Source organism: Kribbella sp. VKM Ac-2569 (assembly GCF_004216905.1).
In the GTDB taxonomy this organism is placed as follows: Bacteria; Actinomycetota; Actinomycetes; order Propionibacteriales; family Kribbellaceae; genus Kribbella.
Genome location: NZ_SGXJ01000005.1, coordinates 401642 through 418735, shown reverse-complemented (window position 1 = coordinate 418735; position 17094 = coordinate 401642). Strand labels below are relative to the sequence as shown.

At 67.4% G+C, this 17094-nt stretch carries 16 protein-coding genes; 6 read left to right on the top strand and 10 right to left on the bottom strand.

All coding sequences use genetic code 11. The annotated features are described in order from the left end of the window. Window positions 1–11: 11 nt before the first annotated feature. The 4 genes from EV649_RS32910 (at window position 12) to EV649_RS32895 (ending at window position 7222) form a co-directional block, all read left to right on the top strand. Window positions 12–1277: a Fic family protein gene (locus EV649_RS32910; RefSeq protein ID WP_130387550.1), complete on the top strand. Its 1266-nt coding sequence runs from the start codon at window positions 12–14 to the stop codon at window positions 1275–1277. A 69-nt stretch (window positions 1278–1346) separates the two neighbouring features. Next, window positions 1347–1928, top strand: a complete 582-nt coding sequence (locus EV649_RS32905) for a DinB family protein (protein WP_130387549.1) — start codon at window positions 1347–1349, stop codon at window positions 1926–1928. Between the two features lie 294 nt (window positions 1929–2222). After that, on the top strand, window positions 2223–6173 hold the full coding sequence (locus EV649_RS41850; protein WP_241998974.1) for a ribonucleoside-diphosphate reductase subunit alpha: 3951 nt from the start codon (window positions 2223–2225) through the stop codon (window positions 6171–6173). Continuing rightward, a complete protein-coding gene (locus tag EV649_RS32895) occupies window positions 6134–7222 on the top strand; it encodes a ribonucleotide-diphosphate reductase subunit beta (RefSeq protein WP_347233162.1) in 1089 nt (362 codons plus the stop codon). The genes EV649_RS41850 and EV649_RS32895 overlap by 40 nt, the downstream gene beginning before the upstream one ends. An 84-nt stretch (window positions 7223–7306) precedes the next feature. Here EV649_RS32895 and EV649_RS32890 read toward each other — a convergent pair whose 3' ends face one another. The 7 genes from EV649_RS32890 to EV649_RS32860 all read right to left on the bottom strand — a co-directional run bounded on the left by EV649_RS32890 (window position 7307) and on the right by EV649_RS32860 (window position 13177). Continuing rightward, window positions 7307–8155 carry an alpha/beta hydrolase gene (locus tag EV649_RS32890; RefSeq protein WP_130387548.1) on the bottom strand — a complete coding sequence of 283 codons (849 nt, stop codon included), beginning with the start codon at window positions 8153–8155 and terminating at the stop codon, window positions 7307–7309. Between the two features lie 158 nt (window positions 8156–8313). Further along, window positions 8314–8892, bottom strand: a complete 579-nt coding sequence (locus tag EV649_RS32885; protein WP_130387547.1) for an isochorismatase family protein — start codon at window positions 8890–8892, stop codon at window positions 8314–8316. A 12-nt stretch (window positions 8893–8904) separates the two neighbouring features. Next, window positions 8905–10230, bottom strand: coding sequence for an MFS transporter (locus EV649_RS32880; protein ID WP_198682822.1), 1326 nt, complete (start codon window positions 10228–10230; stop codon window positions 8905–8907). Further along, a complete protein-coding gene (locus tag EV649_RS32875; RefSeq protein WP_130387546.1) occupies window positions 10227–10679 on the bottom strand; it encodes a MarR family transcriptional regulator in 453 nt (150 codons plus the stop codon). The genes EV649_RS32880 and EV649_RS32875 overlap by 4 nt, the downstream gene beginning before the upstream one ends. Window positions 10680–10725: 46 nt before the next feature. Beyond that, window positions 10726–10968 (bottom strand): hypothetical protein, encoded by a 243-nt coding sequence (locus EV649_RS32870; protein ID WP_130387545.1) that lies wholly within the window; start codon window positions 10966–10968, stop codon window positions 10726–10728. After that, window positions 10965–12554 (bottom strand): citramalate synthase, encoded by a 1590-nt coding sequence (cimA, locus tag EV649_RS32865; protein WP_130387544.1) that lies wholly within the window; start codon window positions 12552–12554, stop codon window positions 10965–10967. Before cimA ends, EV649_RS32870 begins: the two co-directional genes overlap by 4 nt. 224 nt (window positions 12555–12778) lie before the next feature. Then, window positions 12779–13177 carry a hypothetical protein gene (locus tag EV649_RS32860; protein ID WP_130387543.1) on the bottom strand — a complete coding sequence of 133 codons (399 nt, stop codon included), beginning with the start codon at window positions 13175–13177 and terminating at the stop codon, window positions 12779–12781. 106 nt (window positions 13178–13283) lie between these two features. Here EV649_RS32860 and EV649_RS32855 point away from each other — a divergent pair, with 106 nt between their 5' ends. Further along, the gene (locus EV649_RS32855) at window positions 13284–13766 is read left to right on the top strand and encodes a hypothetical protein (RefSeq protein WP_130387542.1); all 483 of its coding nucleotides are present in this window, start codon (window positions 13284–13286) and stop codon (window positions 13764–13766) included. A gap of 41 nt (window positions 13767–13807) precedes the next feature. Here the strand turns inward: EV649_RS32855 and EV649_RS32850 are convergent, their stop codons facing one another. Genes EV649_RS32850 through EV649_RS41320 form a run of 3 tightly spaced genes read right to left on the bottom strand, consistent with a single transcriptional unit; the run spans window position 13808 to window position 16150 of the window. After that, window positions 13808–14899: a branched-chain amino acid aminotransferase gene (locus EV649_RS32850; protein ID WP_130387541.1), complete on the bottom strand. Its 1092-nt coding sequence runs from the start codon at window positions 14897–14899 to the stop codon at window positions 13808–13810. A gap of 49 nt (window positions 14900–14948) precedes the next feature. Beyond that, window positions 14949–15998 carry a 3-isopropylmalate dehydrogenase gene (locus tag EV649_RS32845; RefSeq protein ID WP_130387540.1) on the bottom strand — a complete coding sequence of 350 codons (1050 nt, stop codon included), beginning with the start codon at window positions 15996–15998 and terminating at the stop codon, window positions 14949–14951. Beyond that, on the bottom strand, window positions 15995–16150 hold the full coding sequence (locus EV649_RS41320) for a hypothetical protein (protein WP_198682821.1): 156 nt from the start codon (window positions 16148–16150) through the stop codon (window positions 15995–15997). The genes EV649_RS32845 and EV649_RS41320 overlap by 4 nt, the downstream gene beginning before the upstream one ends. A 146-nt stretch (window positions 16151–16296) precedes the next feature. Here EV649_RS41320 and EV649_RS32840 point away from each other — a divergent pair, with 146 nt between their 5' ends. Continuing rightward, complete coding sequence (locus tag EV649_RS32840; RefSeq protein WP_130387539.1) at window positions 16297–16863, top strand: class I SAM-dependent methyltransferase; 567 nt, start codon at window positions 16297–16299, stop codon at window positions 16861–16863. The last annotated feature ends 231 nt before the right edge of the window (window positions 16864–17094 follow it).

The window sequence follows — 17094 nt, the reverse complement described above, 5'->3', positions numbered from 1 at the left end:
TGAATAAGGGTATGGCACGGGTTGAGTTGCATCGGTGGCCCGGGCACCCCGACGGGTTCACCCGGGCGGAGCGCCTAGGCGGGTCGTACGAGCTGTATCTCCCCGACCCGCTGGTCGGGCGTGAGTTCGACCTGTCCGACGACGTACTCGCGCTGCTCGAGGACGCCGCCGGCGATCTGGCCCGCCTGGACGCGACGGCCGCCGTACTGACGAACAGCGAGGCGTTGGCACGATTGCTGCTCCGCGCCGAAGCGGTCGGGTCGTCGCACATCGAAGGGCTCGTCGTCGGCGCGCGCAGGTTGCTGAAGGCCGACGTACTGCGGGATCGCATCAGCGACGTGACCGCCGAGGAGGTGCTCGGCGCGGTCGACGCGATGACATGGGTGACCGAGTCCGTCCAGGCCGGGGAGAAGCTCGAGGTCGACCATCTGCTCGAGGCGCATCGCCGGTTGATGGCGCAGTCGCCGCACCCGGAGTACGGCGGCGAGATCCGCTACCTGCAGAACTGGATCGGCGGCCGCTCCCCCGCCGAGGCGTACTACGTGCCGCCGCCCGCGCAACTGCTCCCCGAACTGCTCGCGGACCTGATGACGTTCGTCCGCGAGTCGGGACTGCCGGTGCTGGCGAAGACCGCGATCGCGCACGCGCAGTTCGAGACGATCCACCCGTTCGCCGACGGCAACGGCCGGACCGGGCGCGCGCTGATCCACCTGATCCTGCGCGCCGACGGCCTGATTACACGCACCGTGCCGCCGGTCTCGCTCGCGCTCGCCACCCATTCCGCGGAGTACGTCGAGACATTGACCGACTTCCGGTACGTCGGACGCGCGACGACCGCGAAGGCCCGCGCGGCCGCGAACCCGTGGCTGCGGATGTTCGCGAAGGCCTGCACGCATGCGACCGCCGAAGCCGCACGCTTCGAGCAGAGCGCCGCAGACCTCAAGGCCGAATGGCGGGAACGCGCGGCACCGGTCCGCGCCGGCTCCGCGGCCGAACTCCTGATCGAGGCGCTGCCCGCCGCACCGGTCCTGACGCTCGCGGCCGCGGCCCAGCTCATCGACCGCTCCCAGCAGGCGGCGAACCAGGGCCTCGCGCGGCTGGTCGAGACAGGCATCCTGCGCGAGATCACCGACGGGCGCCGGAACCGCGTCTACGAGGCGCCCGAACTGATCGACGCCTTCACGTTGCTGGAGCGCCGCTTCGCAAGTCCGGCAGCGGACACCCGGATCGAACGGCCTAGCAGACCGGTCCCCGCGAGGCCAGAACCGACACACTAGGGAGTTTGACTTTCTGGTCGCGATCGAGCAAGAATTCGAACATATGTTCGATCGTACAGGGGAGTTGTGATGCCGGAGGCGTTCGACTGGGACATCCTGCACCGGCCGTCAGCGATGGCGATGGTCCGCGGCCAGCTCGGCTTCAGCTGGATGGTGCTGTCCGGGCGGCTCGCCCAACTGACCGACGAGCAGTACTTCTGGCGACCCAGCAGTGAGTCGCTCACCGTCGTACGGCGGCACTATGCCGGGCAATTCCGGCCGCTCGGATCCGGCGAGTGGGTCGCGCAATGGCCGGACGAACCGGACCATCGCGGACCGCGGACGATCGCCTGGCTGATCGCGCATCTGACCGAGATGTTCTTCGAGCGCTGGGAGTGGACGTTCGGCGAGAGCCGGCAGGGACGGGCCGACATCACGCTGCACGGCAACGCCCGCGACGCGGTCGCCTGGCTGACCTACTGGGTCGAGGCCTGGCAGGACGCGATCGCCGGTCTGGACGAGGACGCGGCGATGACGATCGGCCTGAGCCAGGCCAACGAACTGGATGCCGCCGAGCCGTTCGGCCACGTCGTCCTGCGGCTGAATCGCGAGCTGATCCATCACGGCTCGGAGATCATGACGCTCCAGGATCTCTACGCGGTCGCAGCGTGACACGAGGGCGAGGACCACAAGATGTGCGACACGCGGCGCGGCGCTACCACAAGATGTAGAGCCATCCGCCTAGCATCACTACCACTGGTGGTTCGGGGCGGTCGACACCACAAGATGTTGGTCCGCGAGCCCGGATACCTGCCACCGGTGCGTGTACCGCCGGTGCACGCGGTCCGAGATCTCGCGGGTGGGTCGCAGGGCGTGACGGCAGTGTTCCCGGCCGGTGCCGCCGGTCCCGTCATGCGCCCGCTCGCGGTGGTCCCGGGTCCCCGAACTCTTCTGGAGCGCACACCTGTGACCATTGCTTCCTCATCTGTTGGTTCCTCAACGGCGGAGCTTCGAACGGAGCTCACCGTCATCCGCCGCGACGGCAGCAGTACGCCGTTCGACGCCAGCAAAATCTCAGTCGCCGTCTCGAAGGCGTTCCTCGCCGTCGAGGGCGCCGATGCGGGCGCGACCCACCGGGTCCGTGACCTGGTCGCCGACCTGACCGGCCGGGTCGTCGCCGCCTTGACCAGCCGCGGCGACATCCGCCGCAGCGTGCAGGTCGAGGACATCCAGGACCAGGTCGAGCTGGCGCTGATGCGCACCGGCGAGCACCAGGTCGCCCGCGCCTACGTGCTGTATCGCGAGGAACGGACCAAGGCCCGCACCCCCGCCGACCCGACCGGCGTCACCGAGAAGCCGGCGCTGACCGTCCGCGCCGCCGACGGCAGCCGGTCCCCGCTCGACGTCGACCGGCTCCGCGTGATCGTCGCCGAGGCCGCCACCGGACTCGACGCGGTCGACCCCGAACTGATCCTGAACGAGACGCTCGGCGCCTGCTACGACGGCATCGCGCAGCACGAGGTCGAGCTCGCGCTGGTAATGGCCGCGCGGTCGTACGTCGAGACCGAGCCGCAGTACAGCTTCGCCGCGTCCCGCCTGCTGCTGGACCAGATCCGCCGCGAGGCACTGGGCCGCGTCCACGGCGAGCCGCGTCAGGCCAGTCAGGCCGACATGACCACGACGTACGTCGACTACTTCCCGCGCTACATCCAGCTCGGCATCGAGGCCGGGCAACTCGACCCAGAGCTCGGCCGCTTCGACCTCGAGCGGCTCGCCGCGGCGATCAAGCCCGAGGCCGATCTGAACTTCACCTTCCTCAGCCTGCAAACGCTCTACGACCGGTACCTGCTGCACCTCGACAAGGTGCGGTACGAGTTGCCGCAGGCGTTCTTCCTCCGGGTCGCGATGGGGATGGCGCTGCGCGAGGACGACCGCGAGGCGCGGGCGATCGAGTTCTACGAACTGCTCAGCTCGTTCCGCTTCATGTCGTCGACGCCGACGCTGTTCAACTCCGGCACCACCCGGCCGCAGCTGTCGTCGTGCTTCCTGACCACGGTCGAGGACGATCTGTCCGGCATCTTCACCGGTATCCGCAACAACGCCCTGCTCGCGAAGTACTCCGGCGGCCTCGGCAACGACTGGACCCCGGTCCGCGGCATCGGCGCCCACATCCGCGGCACCAACGGCGAGTCCCAGGGCGTCGTCCCGTTCCTGAAGATCGCCAACGACACCGCCGTAGCTGTGAATCAGTGCTTCGCACCTGAGACTCTCCTCTACACCGCAACAGGCGCCACACCAATCCGCGACGTCAAGGTCGGCGACCTGGTTCTCGGTGCGAGTGGTCGATATCGCGAGGTAACGAAGACATTCACGTACGACCAAGACGGTCCGATGGTGGAGGTCGACGTGAAACACTCGATCGACACGCTGGTAGTTACGTCCGGGCACCCTTTCTACGCGATCCAAGGTGTTCCGATGGAGCAGAGTAGCGAGCGAACGCTCCGGTGGATCAGCAACGGCAAGGTCAAGGCCGGCTGGGTCGAAGCGGGAATGATCAGCAAGGGCGACTACATCGGTCAGGTCGTTCCGGACGAGATCGTTCCGGTGCGTGGTCTCACCGACGACGACGCACGGCTCTACGGCATCCTGCTGGGAGACGGACATCTCTCGAAGAACGGCAACCAGTGGGGCGTGTCCGGCAACCCGAAGCGCGACACGCATCTGTCGTTCGTCCGCGCGTATCTCGCCGCTCGAGAGATCCACTTCTGGGAGACGCAACGCGGAGACACCTACGTGCAGATCCACTGGTCTGCCGGCCGTGGCCCGCGACGCGACCCACAGACCGGGCGCATCGCCGGCCCTGGCGACGCAACCCTTCCGTTCACGCATGAGGATCTGTACGACGAGAATCACTCGAAGCGCATCGCGCCTCGACTCACCCACCTACCGATCCCGCAAACACTCGCACTTGTCCGAGGTCTCCTCGAAACCGACGGCGGTGTGTCGCGCGGTAAGGAGATCTACTTCACCAGTACCTCCCAGGCTCTCGCGATCGGTCTGCGCTACCAGATGCTGCGACTCGGAATTCCAACTGCCGGTCAGTACCGGGTCCGAGACACGCCGCACATCGGTCGACGCTCAGACGGATCGGAGGTGATGTTCTCGAAGCCCGTTCGAGCCTTTGATCTCCGCATTCCTGCCGTGCCGGGGATCGCCGAGCTAGTGGGAGCCGCACCGATCCAGAAACTCAATTGGATCTCGCACGGAGGCATGGTCTTCTCACGCGTGCGCGAGGTCCGCAGGACCGCGATGGTTCCCGTCGTCCACGACCTCGTCGTCGACGTCGACGAGTCGTACATGACTGTCGCCGGCTTGGCCCACAACGGCGGAAAGAGAAAGGGCGCGGTGTGTGCGTATCTCGAGACGTGGCACATCGACGTCGAGGAGTTCCTCGATCTGCGGAAGAACACCGGCGACGAGCGGCGGCGTACGCATGACATGAACACGGCGAACTGGGTACCGGACCTGTTTCTGCAGCGGGTGGAGTCCGGTGGGGACTGGACGCTGTTCTCCCCCAACGAGGTGCCGGACCTGCACGATCTGTACGGCGCTGCGTTCGCCGAGGCGTATGCGGCGTACGAGGCAGCTGCGGATCGCGGTGAGATCCGGGTGTTCAAGCGGGTCAAGGCCGTTGACCTCTGGCGGCGGATGCTGACCGTGCTGTTCGAGACCGGGCACCCGTGGATCACCTTCAAGGATGCCTGCAACCTGCGCTCGCCGCAGCAGCACGACGGCGTCGTCCACTCGTCGAACCTGTGCACCGAGATCACCCTGAACACGACGACCGAAGAGACCGCTGTCTGCAACCTCGGCTCGGTCAACCTGATCGCCCACCTGACCGACGACGGTCTCGACACCGACCTCCTGCGGGACACCGTGAAGACCGCGGTGCGGATGCTCGACAACGTCATCGACGTGAACTTCTACACCACCCCGGAATCGGAGCGCGCCAACCAGCGGCATCGCCCGGTCGGCCTCGGGCTGATGGGTTTCGCGGACGCGTTGTTCACGCTGCGGATCCCGTACGCGTCCGACGCCGCGGTCGAGTTTGCGGACCGCTCGATGGAGCAGATCAGCTACCACGCGATCGAGGCATCGAGTGATCTCGCGGCCGAGCGCGGCCGGTACTCGTCGTACGACGGATCGTTGTGGAGCCTCGGGATCCTGCCGATCGACTCGCTCGACCTGCTGCACACCGCGCGCGACGGTGACGTGATCATCGACCGCGGCACGCAACTCGACTGGGACGGTCTGCGTGCGAAGGTCCTGCGCGACGGCATGCGGAACTCGAACGTGATGGCGATCGCGCCGACCGCGACGATCTCGAACATCTGCGGCGTGAGCCAGTCGATCGAGCCGACGTACAGCAACCTGTTCGTGAAGTCGAACATGTCAGGCGAGTTCACCGTTGCCAACCCGTACCTGGTCGCCGATCTGAAGGCGCGCGGGCTGTGGGACCAGGTGATGGTGTCGGACCTGAAGTACCACGACGGCGTGGTCGCGGGGATCGAGCGGATCCCGGCCGACCTACGGGAGCTGTACGCGACGGCGTTCGAGATCGACCCGCTCTGGCTGGTGAAGGCGGCGTCGCGGCGGCAGAAGTGGATCGACCAGGCCCAGTCGCTGAACCTCTACATGGCGAAGCCGTCCGGCCGGGCGCTCGACGAGCTTTACCGGTCAGCTTGGCGTTATGGCCTCAAGACGACTTATTACCTGCGTTCCCAGTCAGCGACCCACGTCGAGAAGTCCACGCTGAAGGGCACCGACGGCCGGCTCAACGCCGTACCCGTGTCCATCCCCGAACCCACAGGGGCCATGTGCTCCATCGACGATCCGGACTGCGAGGCGTGCCAGTGACCACCGGACTGAGCGAGATCACCGTTGGCGCATCGCGGGTGCAGGTCTCCGACAAGGCGATGATCAACTCACGTGCGGACGTGAACCAACTGCTGCCGCTGAAGTACACGTGGGCCTGGGAGAAGTACCTTGCCGGGTGCAACAACCACTGGATGCCGACCGAGGTCTCGATGCAGGCCGACATCTCACTGTGGAAGTCGAAAGACGGCCTCACCGACGACGAGCGGTTGATGCTGAAGCGGAACCTCGGGTTCTTCGCCACCGCGGAGTCCCTGGTCGCGAACAACATCGTGCTCGCCGTGTACCGCCAGCTGAGCAACCCCGAGTGCCGGCAGTACCTGCTCCGCCAGGCGTTCGAGGAGGCGGTGCACACGCACACCTTCCAGTACATCTGCACGTCGCTCGGTCTCGACGAGGGCGAGCTGTTCAACATGTACCGCGAGGTGCCGTCGATCTCCGACAAGGACGCGTGGGCGCTGAAGTACACGCAACACCTGGAGGACCCGGATTTCCGCACCGGTACGCCGGAAACCGACACCGCGTTCCTGCGCGACCTGATCGCGTTCTACGTCGTGTTCGAGGGGATGTGGTTCTATACCGGGTTCGCGCAGATCCTGTCGCTCGGCCGGCGCAACAAGATGGTCGGGATCGCCGAGCAGTACCAGTACATCCTGCGCGACGAGTCGATCCACCTGAACTTCGGCATCGACTGCATCAACCAGATCAAACAGGAGAACCCGCACCTGTGGACGACCGCGTTCCAGGCCGAGGTCCGGCAGATGCTGACCGAGGCGTGCGAGCTGGAGGTCGCCTACGGCCGCGCGACCATGCCCAACGGCATGCTCGGCCTGACCGCGGACCTCTGCGAGCAGTACATGCACTTCGTCACGGACCGCAGAGCGGAACAAATCGGTATCGAACCGATTTTCGGTGAAACGCGGAACCCCTTCGGATGGATGTCAGAGGTGATGGACCTGAAGAAGGAGAAGAACTTCTTCGAGACCCGGGTCATCGAGTACCAGTCCGCCAGCGGACTCAGCTGGGACTGAACCAGCCCGGGACCAACTCAGGACCATCACAGAGCGGGAGGCCCGCGGTGCAACTCGCCGCTCCGCGGGCCTCCTGCCCTGCTGTCAGACCGTCGGGTCGTGCTTGCGGATGAATTCGAGTGCGGTGAGCGCGACCTCTTCCCAGCCGTGGTCGATCACCAGCGAGTGACCGCGACCGGGAAGCTCGACGAACTCGGTGATACCGGTGTTCTTGGCGTGCTGCTTGTACGCCGCATGCGTGATCGCGTGCGGCACCGTGTGGTCCTTCTCCCCCGACACCAGCAGGATCGGACCGCGGTTGTCCGCCTTGTAGTCGACCTTGGTCTCGCTGAACGGGTTCAGATTCGCCACCGCGGCCTGGAAGATCGGTACGCCGGACGCCGCGACGTGGAACTCGTCGTACAACTGCCGGGCCTCCTCCTCGTCGAGGTTGTTCGCCCAGCCGTACTTGAACTCGTCGAACGTCAGCGTCACCGACCGGCGGGCGTTCGCCGGGTTCCCCAGCACCGGTGAGCCGGCCTTCAACGCGGACGGCGGCAGCGGCAGTACGCCGCGACCCGGCGCCGGATCGATCGACACGGTGACGGCGGCCGCGCCTTCACCGGCGATCTTCTGCGCGATCAGCCCGCCGAACGAATGCCCGACGACGGCGGGCTTGCGGTTCAGGCCACCGATCGCTTCCAGGTAGTGATCGGTGACGGCCTGGACCATCTTGCGCGCGAACACCTCGGGGTGGTCGCGCGCCTCGGCCACCGTCTCCGGATCGTCCGGCCAGCCAGGTGCGATGGTGCTGTAGCCGTTCTCCTCGAACAACCGGCGCCAACGGTCCCAGCTGCTGGAAAGCAGCCAGAGACCGTGGACGAACACCACAGGTTGTTTGCCGGACGCGTTGGCCCCCTCGACTTCCGACCGTTCGCGATCAGTCAGCGACATAGTCCCCCTCCTCAGACTCGGAATGCTTGCGATGCTAGTCCCGGGGCATCGCCGACACCCAGCAATCGAGGAGATTGCTCAGCGGGGGCTGTTGGCGTGGGTGGGGAGTTCCAGGCGTAGAAGTAGTTGGGCTCCGGCGGGCGGTCGTCGCCCCGGACTCAGCCGAGTAGGGCGAGGATCTCCGCCGTGGAGCCGGTCTCGCCCAGTCGCGGGAAGATCCAGTTCAGTGAGTTCTCGTGGGCGGAGGCGTTCAGGTCGGTCATCGCGTCGGTGGCGAGGGTGACGTGATAGCCGTGCTCGTACGCCGCTCGCGCGGTCGACTCCACGCCGATACTGGTGGCCACGCCGGTCAGCACGATCTGCGTGATGCCGCGCCGGCGCAGGTGCACGTCGAGGTCGGTGCCGTGGAACGCGCCCCAGTTGCGTTTCGTCACGACGATGTCCTCGGCGTGACCGGCCAACTGATCGACGATCTGGTCTGCCCCGGCGGGCGGCGTCCCTCCACCTGAGCGGGCCGGCTGCTCGGTCCGGCCGGTCAGCCGGTCGGCACCGTCCGCGGCGAAGCTGACGCGGACCAGGACGACAGGAAGGTCGTGCTTACGGAAGGCGTCGGCGAGCTCGACGGTCTTGCTAATGACATCCGAGGTGGGATGCGGCGCACCGGGCAGTACGGCGACACCGTTCTGCAGGTCGATGACGACGAGGGCGGTCTTCGGGTCAAGGGTGGTGACAGGCACGGACGAACCTCTCTATTCGGGTAGGTCGAGGAAGGTGACCAGCAAGAGCAGTCCGGCGACGACGAGCAGGAAGATCGCCAGGTCGTGCAGTCCGGCCGTCGTTGCGCCGTACTGGAAGAAGTGGGCGTTCGCCGCGGCGGAGATGAGCGCGCCGACGTACACGCAGGTTCGCAGCAGGCCCGCGGACGAGCCGATGCGGACCGGATCGGCCTGCTTGTACAGGGCAGTCTGGTTGGCGAGGTTGTTGAGGCCTTGCGGTACGCCGGCGATCACGCCGACGACGGCGAGGATCCAGATCGGCGTACTCGGGCCAACGAACAACTGCGCCGCCGCAGCCAGCAGCAGAAAGAGGCCCCCGGCAACGAGTTTGCCGCGGATCACCGCCCGCCGGCCGGTCAACGCGGTGATCACAACGGCCGCCAGCGACAGCGGCAGCAGCAGCAGTCCGGCGGAGGACGCACCTAGTCCGCGGGCCTCCTCCAGCCATTGGGTGAATCCGTAGAGGAACGAGTACGCGCCGACGAACGCGAGCACCTGTCGTGCGTAGGTCAGGATCAGCGGCCGGTTGCCGCCCAGTACGCGCAGGTCGATGAACGGCGCCACGACCCGCAACTGCACGATCACGAACGCCGCGCCGAGGGCGATCGCGAGCACCAGCAGGTACCAGCGCGAGACCCGAGGCTGCATCAGGAAGAACATCAGCGAGACCAACGTGCCGGCGAACAATACGATGCCCACGTAGTCCAGTCCGCCGGCGCCCCGCGAACGTGCACGGCGCGGCAGCCAGAGCGCGCCGAGGACCACGCAGATCACCGACAGCGGGACGTTGATGGTGAAGATCAGGTGCCAGCCACCGAGCCCGATCAGCAGTCCGCCCAGCGTCGGGCCGATCACTGCGATCACCTGGTTCGCGATCGACAAGCTGCTGAGGATCGCGGCGGGCGTATCCATCCCGGTCCGGTCGGCCTCGCTGCGGATCAAGGACATCGACGCCGGGTACGCCGCCGACGTACCGAGACCGAGGAGGACACGCGAAGCGACGAGTACGCCGAGGTTGGGAGCGAGCGCGCCGAGCAGACCGGCGAGGCCGACGAGCGAGGTGGCGAACAGGTAGAGCGGTCGCGGACCGAACAGGTCGACGAGCCGGCCCATCACGGGCTGACCGACCGCGGTGGCCAGGTACAGGCCGGTGACCAGCCAGGCGGTCTGCGACGGCGGTACGCCGAATGCGGCGCCGATCGGGATCAGCGCGACCGCGAGCATCGACGAGTTGATCGGGTTCAGGATCGACCCGACGAGCATCGGTGCGATCAGGTGGCGGTTGAAGCGCTGGGTCAACGCCCGGTCGCCGCCTCGATCGCGTCGTCCAGCAGCGAGAGCGCCTTGATGATGGTCTGCCGCTCGGCATCCGTGCAGTGGTCCTGCAACGTCCGCGCCAGCCATTCCTGCCGGACCTTGCGATCCCCCTGCAGCCGATGCCGCCCGGCCGTGGTCAGCGACACGACCTGCCGCCGGCCGTCCTCGGGATCGGGGTGCCGCTGGATCAGATCGGCCTCACGCAGCGCGGCCAGGATCGCGGCGATCGACTGCGGCCGAATCCGCTCCGCCGCCGCCAACTCACTCGCCGACGCCGGCCCGTCCTTGTCCAACCGACTCAGCACCGACGACTGCGAAGGCGTCAGATCATCGGTCTCGGCCAACTCCTTCAACCGCCGCTTGACCCGACCGAACACAACCCGCACCTCACTGGCGGCCTGGGTCGCGGACGCGGAAACTCGTTCGCTCACCGCATCACAATAAATTAGACAGTCTGAACTGTCCAGTTTGAACTGATCAGTTGTGGCTTACGGTGACCTCGAGGACGCCGATGACGTGGTCGAGGCGGGCAGCGACCCGGTCGGCGTCGAACCCATTGCCCTCGACGACGATCCGTAGTTCGCCGGCGTCCAGCGACAGCGTGAGCTCGCGGACGTCGTACGGATTCAGCAGTACGGCGACCCGCGCCAGCAGGCCCTCGACCTCGACCACCCGCGCCGTGAAGACCGTGACGGCGCGTTCGACCGCCAGCAGGCTCATCGCACGACCTCCTTGTGGCGCAGCAGACCGAACGTGAAGCCGTCGACCAGCGCCTCCCAGGACGCCTCGACGATGTTGTGGCCGACCCCGACCGTCACCCACGAGCCCTCGCCGTCCGCGGTCTCGATCAGCACTCTGATCACCGCGTCCGTCCCGTGCCCCTGGTCGAGGATGCGGACCTTGTAGTCGACCAGCTCGAACTTGTTCACCACCGGGTACGCACGCTCGATCGCGGTCCGCAGCGCGTGGTCGAGCGCGTTGACCGGGCCGTTGCCCTCGCCCGTGACGATCTCCCGCTCGCCGCCCGCGACCAGCTTCACCGTCGACTCCGACACCGCCTCGCCGTCGGCTCGCGACTCGGTGATCACGCGCCAGGACTCGACGTCGAAGAACGATGTCCGCTGCCCGGTGACCTCCTCCGTCAGCAGCAGCGAGAACGACGCGTCCGCGGCCTCGAACGTGTACCCACGGGACTCCATCTCCTTCACCCGATCGGTCACCCGGCTGACCAGCTCGCGGTCGCTGCCGAGGTCGAACCCGAGCTCCCGGCCCTTGAGCTCGACGCTCGCCCGGCCCGCCATCTCGGACACCAGCATCCGCATGTCGTTGCCGACCTTGGCCGGATCCGTGTGCTGGTAGAGATCCGGGTCCACCTTGATCGCGCTGGCGTGCAGGCCCGCCTTGTGGGCGAACGCCGACACCCCGACGTACGGCTGCCGGGTCGACGGCGGCACGTTCGTGACCTCGGCGATCGCGTGCGCGAGCCGGAACGACTCGGCGAGATTGCCCTCCGGGAGCAGCTTCAGGTCGCGCTTGAGCTCGAGGTTGGCGACGATCGCCAGCAGGTCGGCGTTACCGGTGCGTTCGCCGTACCCGTTGATCGTGCCCTGGACATGCGTGACGCCGGCCTCGACAGCGGCGATCGTGTTCGCCACCGCGCAGCCGGCGTCGTTGTGACAGTGGATGCCGAGCCGGGCCCCGGTCGATTCGAGTACGTCGCGGACGACGTCCTGCAGCTCCCGGGGAAGCGTCCCGCCGTTGGTGTCGCACAGGGCGACGACGTCGGCGCCGGCCTCCGTGGCTACTCGTACGACCTCGAGCGCGTAGGCACGGTTTGCGCGGTAGCCGTCGAAGAAGTGTTCAGTGTCGAGGAAGACCCGCTGACCGTTCTCCCGCAGGTGCCGGACGGTGTCGGCGACCATCCGGAGGTTCTCGTCGAGCGTCGTACGCAGCGCCCGCTCGACGTGCGCGTCGTGGCTCTTGGCAACGAGTGTGACGACGCCGGCGCCGGACTCCCGCAGCGCGGCGACCTGCGGGTCGTCGGCGGCAACGGCCTCCGGCTTGCAGGTCGCGCCGAAGGCCGCGAACGTGGAGTGCCGCAGGTGCAGCTCGGTCTTCGCCCGCTCGAAGAACTCGGTGTCCTTGGGTACGGCGCCCGGCCAGCCGCCCTCGATGAAGCCGACCCCGAGCTCGTCCAGGTACTGCGCAATGGCGATCTTGTCGGCCACGGACAGCGCCAGACCCTCCTGCTGCGCACCGTCGCGCAGAGTCGTGTCGTACACGTGGAAATCGTCCGAGATAGTCATGGGGGTCGGCCTTCCGGAGGGGTGTGCGGCGTCGATACGGGCAAACAAAAAACCTCCCGCAAGGTGCGAGAGGTCTGCGCGCTCAGGTACAGCTTGCCGAGCGCGCCTAGGAAATAATCACCCGATAGTGCTTCATGACGTTTCGCAGTCTGCCACACAATGTCCGGACCATGAGGGGCCCGTCTCGCATCACGAACATTCAGTACGCGGAGGCGTACTGGAGTTCAGGCGGTGAGGGACCAGCCGGGGTCGTCCCAGGCGGTGTAGAAGTCCTCGCGGGTGAGCGGGCGCAGGCCCCAGTCCTCACGGTCGAGGGACTTGTCGGTGAGCATTCCCTCGTCGTCCTCGAGGCGCTGCCACCAATACCGCCGTACGTCGCCGTCCTCCCCCACCCCGAGCTGGCGGACGACGACCCACTCCCGCTCGTGCCAGACCGCCTCGTACAGCCAGTCGGTCCCGTAGTCGTCGACCGCCGCGCCGTACGTCCGCGACGCCGTCCCCCGATCCAGATCCCGAATCAGCTCGACCGTCGCCCGAATCGCGGCGGACGTCTCGGAGGACCATCCCCGACGCTCGGCCAACTCGGCGTAGTAGCCCTCGACGTCGTCCGGGAAGCTGCTCATGGCGCCCGACCCTATCGAACCGAACCTGTGGACAGCGACAACGAGTCCAACCCTCAAACCTGAAAAGATCCTATGAAACATCCGCTGGAGAGATGGGAACCATCAAGTGAGTGAGCCCGACGACCAGGCCGACCTGAACGTCCTGAAGGCTCCGTTGCCGCCGCGGGGCGAAAGAGATCCCCTGCAACGGCTGCGGTTCCAGCTGCTGGGTTACGCCACCGCGCTTGCGGTGCTGGTCACGCTCACGCCGACCTGGCTGACCCGGGAGTACAGCCGCAGCAGCCCCCACCTGTACACCGGATTCGGCATGGCCCGCGACGCCACGATCCTCGGCAGCGCCGCCAACCTTCTGTTCATCGCGTACATCGTCCTGGTGCTGGTCGCACTGGCGACTCCGACGAGGATCGCCGCCTTCGCCTGTGCGTACGCCGGGCTCGTGGACACGATCGTGATCATGCTGCTGAAGCCGGAGGGGAGCCGACACACCGACATCGGCTGGACCGGGGCGCCGATCCTCGCGCTCGGCCTCTGGCTACTCCTGGCCGTCATCAACACCATCGGCTGGTTCGAGACCAGGCCCCGGTCATGACAAAGGCCCGGCGGTAGATCGCCGGGCCTTCGTCACCTGCTTCAGGAGATGCGGGTCATCCAGCCGTGGGGGTCTGCGGTGCGGCCGTACTGGACGTCGAGGAGGGCGGTGCGGACGGCTGCGGTGATCGGGCCGCCGTTGCCGTCGCCGATCTGGGTCTCGCCGTCCTTCCACTTCAGCGAGGCGACCGGGGTGACGACCGCGGCGGTGCCGCAGGCGAACACCTCCTTGACCTTGCCGGAGGCCGCTCCCTCGCGCCACTCGTCGACCGAGATCTTGCGCTCGGTGACCGTGTAGCCGAGGTCGGTGACCAGCTTCAGGATCGAGTCCCGGGTGACGCCCTCGAGGATCGTGCCGGACAGCTCCGGCGTGACGACCGAGTTGTCGTCGAGGACGAAGTACAGGTTCATCCCGCCGAGCTCCTCGACCCACTTCTTCTCGACCGCGTCGAGGAACGCGACCTGGTCGCAGCCCTGCTCGATCGCCTCGGCCTGGGCGAGCAGCGAGGAGGCGTAGTTGCCGCCGGTCTTCGCCGCGCCGGTGCCGCCGGGGGCCGCGCGGGTGTACTCCTCGCTCAGCCAGATCCGGACCGGCTTCACGCCGTTCGCGAAGTACGACCCGGCCGGCGACGCGATCGCGCAGTACGTGACCTGGGCCGACGGGCGGACGCCTAGGAACGGGTCCGAGCCGAACATGAACGGCCGCAGGTACAGCGACGTCTCGCCGCCGCCCGGCACCCAGGCCCGGTCGATCTCGGCCAGCTTGTGCAGCGAGTCGAGGAACGCCGCGGTGGGCAGCTCCGGCAGCGCGAGCCGGTGCGCGGACCGCTGGAACCGGATCGCGTTCGCCTCGGGGCGGAACAGGTGGATCGAGTCGTCGGGATGCCGGTAGGCCTTCATCCCCTCGAAAATCGTCTGGGCGTAGTGGAACACCGAGGTCGCGGGAGACAGCTCCAGCGGTCCGAAGGCGGTGATCCGTGCGTCGTGCCAGCCCTTCTCGGCCGTCCAGGTGGCGATCGCCATGTGGTCGGAGAAGTACTGCCCGAATCCCGGGTTCGCCAGGATCTGGGCGCGCTGGTCGTCGCTGGCCGGTTGGGTGTTCGGCTCAACTGAGAACTGCAGATCGGCGCTCATAACCGCACCGTACCTCTCGGCTGACTGGTCATGCGAGCATCCGCCTTTCTCAGCCGGCCGCGCGCTTGGCGATCGCGTCACCGATCTCCGCGGTACTGCGGGCAGCGCCCGTGCGCTCCTCGATGTCCGCCGTGACGGCGTCCTCGATCGCGCGCGCCGCCTCGGTCAGACCGAGGTGTTCGAGCAGCAGCGAAGCGGACAGGATCGCCGCGGTCGGGTCGGCCTTCTGCTGGCCCGCGATGTCCGGCGCGGAGCCGTGCACCGGCTCGAACATGCTCGGCGCGGTCCGGTCGGGGTTGATGTTGCCGCTCGCGGCCAGCCCGATGCCACCGCTGATCGCGGCCGCCAGGTCGGTGATGATGTCGCCGAACAAGTTGTCGGTGACGATCACGTCGAACCGGGCCGGGTCGGTGACCAGGAAGATCGTCGCGGCGTCCACGTGCAGGTAGTCGACGGTGATCTCCGGGAACTCCTCGGCGACCTTGTCGACGGTCCGCTTCCACAGGTGGCCGGCATGCACCAGCACGTTGTTCTTGTGCACCAGCGTCAGCTTCTTGCGCGGGCGGGCCTGCGCGCGGGCGAAAGCGTCCCGCACGACCCGCTCGACGCCGTACGCCGTGTTCACCGACACCTCGGTGGCGATCTCGGCCGGCGTGCCGACCCGGAGCGCTCCGCCGTTGCCGACGTACGGGCCCTCGGTGCCTTCCCGGACGACGACGAAGTCGACCTCGCCCGGGTTCGCCAGCGGCGAGCCGACGGACGGGTAGATCTTCGACGGCCGCAGGTTCACGTAGTGGTCGAGGGTGAACCGGAGCTTGAGCAGCAGACCGCGCTCGAGGACGCCGGACGGGACGCTCGGGTCCCCGACCGCGCCGAGCAGGATCGCGTCGTGCTTGCGGATCTCCTCCAGCTCGGCGTCCGGCAGCGTCTCACCAGTGGCGTGCCAGCGCTTCGCGCCGAGGTCGTACTCGGTCCGCTCGAACGTCACGCCGTACTGTGCGGCGACCGCGTCGAGGACCTTGAGCGCCTCGGTGGTCACCTCGGGTCCGATCCCGTCACCGGGGACGACGGCCAGCGTGAAGTTCTTCGTCTCGCTCACTTCTTGGGTTCTCCCCCATTGTCACGGCGGTTCATGGCCTCTTGGACAGCCTTGACCTCGTCGCTCACCGGGCGCGTGCTGCGGCGACGCCGGGTCGCCTTGCGCTCGCGCGCGTCGATCGAGGGCCAGTTGGCTGGATACATGTCGTACATGCAGCTGCTCCCAAATATGTCGTGGGCGGCAGGATGCGCACGAATTTACTCGCACATCCGACTATTTCTCCACCATGCGGGCAGCTTGTCCCGGAATATGAGATCCGGGTGCGGTCACTGGACCGGACCTGTGCGACTCTCAGCCGGTGAGTGCTCCTCCAGAACTGCCGCCGCTGGTCTCAGCGGCCCTCAGCCTGTCCGGCCGGCGCGGATTCGTCAGCTCCACCAGGAACGAGACCGGCCGCTTGCTCGCCACCCTCGCGGCCTCGAAGACCGGCCTGCTCGGTGAGCTCGGGACCGGCTGCGGCGTCGGCTCGGCGTGGCTGCGCAGCGGCGCCGGCGAGAGCACGTCGATCGTCACCGCGGAGAGCGATCCGCAGCTCGCGCAGGTGGTCGCGGAACTGTTCGCCGACGACGAGCGGATCGAGGTCGTCTCCGCCGATTGGACCGCGCTGATCGAGCGCGGCCCGTTCGCGCTGCTGTTCGTGGACGCCCGCGAGGCGAAGCTGTCCGCCCGCGACATCATCGCGGACGTGGTGGAGCCTGGCGGCTTCGTCGTACTGGACGACTTCACGCCTTCGGCCGTCTGGCCGCCGATGTACGAGGGGCGCGTCGACACGCTCCGTCAGGAATGGCTGATGGACAAGCGCTTCACCACCGTCGAGGTAATGGTCGCCCCCGACGCCGCCGTCCTGCTGGCCACACGCCACTGACCACCGCACCACCCGTACCTCGGCCCCCAGCGCCCCTCCTCCTCCGGCAATTGGCTGGGTGACCCATCAAATGCGGGGTTACGGACCCTGGTTGAGGGTGTAGAACCCCTTAGCTGGCTGGCTTACCCAGCAAACTGGCTGGCCCACCCAGCAAATCGGACCACGGGACGCCCGGCGGGACGGTGGTGGTGGCAGGGCGGCGGGGCGGGGTACGGCGGGGTGGTGGGTGGG